Below are 2,457 nucleotides of genomic sequence, written 5' to 3'. Positions count from 1 at the left end.
AACGAACTAAGGATTCATGTGGCGCGAAGCCGCCACATAATCCTTGTTGAGCGAAGCCGACGCGCTCAAGGTGCAGGAGCCGTATGGGATTTCCGGTGGGGCTCTGGGTCAGGGGTGCGCTCCGGCGCTGCGTCTGCGCAGCACCGGAGCGCGCGTGCCCTGCGGTGGATGCCCAGCAGATCGGTCATGCGGGAGCCCGTGTTGGTCGCCGTTCGGTGTCGGCCATGCGCCCAGTGCTCACCCCATGGGTCGCCACGCCAGGATAGCCGCTCGCTCGGGCAACCCAAAGCCAGCGTCCGCATTCAGGTCATGCGCTGATGACCTCAGCGACGCTGCTCGCGTGACGCGACGGATTGCACGTCCGGTGGCGCACGCTGCCGGGGCAGCACCCGCTCCAGCCGCAGCGCCTGACCGCAATTGGGGCAGCGCAGATCCTGGTGCTGGTCGGGCTCGGGGCGCTCATCGTCTGGGGGCAGGAGCTCAACCTTCCGCTGCTGAAGGATCAACTGGGCGCGCAGCCGCGTCAATTGCTGACGCGCCCCGACTCGGAACAGCCCGTAGGAGCGCACCTTGACGAAGCCTTTGGGGAGGATGTGCTGCAAAAATCGCTCAATGAACGCCTCCGCCGACAGCGTGCTGATGCGGGTCTGGCGGGTCTCCCCATCCTGATAGCGAAAGGTCACCTCGCCGTCGGCCATGCCCAGGATGCGATTGTTGCTCAGCGCAACACGAAAGACGTACGGGGCCAGGTACTTTAGCGCCGTCCACCCGCTCCCCACCGGACGGCAATCGACCACCCAGGCTTGCCGCCAGACCTCAGCGGGGATGCTGCGCCACAGCTCAGTCTGCCGCAGCGCCGCCTGGAGTTTGGCGCGAAAGAGGATAGCCAGCGGTTTGACGTGAACGAGGAAGTCGGCCCTGGCCGTTATCCAGGTGCGCCCATCAGCGGACAGCCCGCCCCCGGGCACCAGGTAGTGGATGTGCGGATGGTAGCGCAGGTCGCGCGTCCAGGTCTGTAAGACGCCAACCATGCCGAGTTGCCCGCCCAGGAAGCGCGGATCCTGGGCCAACTGCTGGAGTGCCGCCGCCGAGGCGCGAAAGAACAGGTCATAGACCTGGGCCTGGTGCTGGAAGGCGATGGCGCGCAGGGCCGCAGGCAGCGTGAAGGTGACCAGGAAGGACGGTACCGGCAGCAGCAGGTCCTGCTGGCGAGCCAGCCAGTCCTGCGCCGCATCGTGCTGGCAGGTGGGGCAGTGGCGGTTGCGGCAGGAATGATAGGCGTAGCGCACCTGGTCACAGTGCGGGCAGCGGTAGACCTGCCCACCCAGGGCTTCGGTGCGACACGCTTCAATGGCGTGCATCGCCGCGAGCTGCGCTGACGACAGCTGACTCCCCCAGCGCGCGCGATAGGCGGGGCCATAGCGGCGGAAGACGTCGCCGAGCGTGATCACGATAACCCGGCGGTTAGCGCCTCCAGGGCCACGCTGGCTTGCTGCTCTGCCGTGCGGGTAAGGTGGGTGTAGATGGACGTGGTGCTTGGCGAGCTATGCCCTAACCATGCCTGGATGAGGCGCAGATTGACGCCCGACTCAAGCAGATGGGTGGCCCAGGAATGGCGCAAGGTGTGAACGCTCGCAGGCTTGGCGATCCCCGTTTCGGTCAAAGCCCGGCGAAAGGCCTTCTGGATAGCGCTCTCTTCGACCGGAGTGGTGGCGCTAGCCCACTGATCACGGGTGGGGCCAGGGCTCGGAAAGAGCCAGACCGGGTTGCGGTGGGTAGACCAATGCTGGCGGAGCAGGCGCAGGGTTGCGGGCGGGAGCGGCACGGCGCGGTCTTTCTTGCCTTTCCCGCCGCGAATGAGCAGCTGCATGCGCGCGCTATCAATCTGGGAAACCTGGAGCCGCACGCCTTCCAGCAGGCGCAGCCCGCAGGTGAAGATGAGGCTCAGGCAGACGCGATAGTGCGGGCGGCGTACCTGATGGATGATCTGCCAGGCCTCGGCGGAGCTGAGCACAACCGGCAACTTGGTGGGCAAGCGAGGCCGGATCAGATCACCAAACGGCCAGGGGCGGTCAAGGGTGTAGGCGTAGAGGAACTTCAGGGCGTTGAGCGCGACATTGGCCGTGCTCGGGGACACCCTCTTCTCGTTGCGCAGGTAAAGAAAGTACTGGCGGATCTGCGTCTCGCTCAGCTGATCAGGCGAACTGCCGTAGTGGCGGGCCAGGAGTTGGATCGCGCTGAGGTAGGACTCCTGGGTGCGCTCGGCGAGTCCACGCAACTGCATGGCTTCGGTCATCTGCTGGCGTAACAGGGTCATCGAACACCTCCTATCGTCGTGTGAATACCGATAAGAGGGATCGTGCGACATCAGCACCGCATGAGCAAGCAGGAAAAGACGATTACGTCGCCATCAGCCCCTGCGCGAAGCGCTTCGTTCAACATGAATTAGACGGCGAT

General features: G+C 65.1%; 2 protein-coding genes. Both read right to left on the bottom strand.

What is annotated here, in order from left to right; translation table 11 throughout:
- Positions 1–323 precede the first annotated feature (323 nt).
- Positions 324–1,451 (bottom strand): IS91 family transposase, encoded by a 1,128-nt coding sequence (locus A9Q02_RS22120; RefSeq protein ID WP_097655252.1) that lies wholly within the window; start codon positions 1,449–1,451, stop codon positions 324–326.
- Positions 1,448–2,317, bottom strand: coding sequence for a tyrosine-type recombinase/integrase (locus A9Q02_RS22115; protein ID WP_097655251.1), 870 nt, complete (start codon positions 2,315–2,317; stop codon positions 1,448–1,450). The genes A9Q02_RS22120 and A9Q02_RS22115 overlap by 4 nt, the downstream gene beginning before the upstream one ends.
- Positions 2,318–2,457 lie beyond the last annotated feature (140 nt).

The sequence above is a fragment of the Candidatus Chloroploca asiatica genome (genome assembly GCF_002532075.1).
In the GTDB taxonomy this organism is placed as follows: domain Bacteria; phylum Chloroflexota; class Chloroflexia; order Chloroflexales; family Chloroflexaceae; genus Chloroploca; species Chloroploca asiatica.
Note: the sequence above shows the minus strand (reverse complement) of the source record. Positions and strands in the feature narration are given on the sequence as shown.

Excerpts from the sequence above, each read along its gene's own strand:
- A9Q02_RS22115 (WP_097655251.1), bottom strand. The coding sequence starts at position 2,317 with ATGACCCTGTTACGCCAGCAGATGACCGAAGCCATGCAGTTGCGTGGA.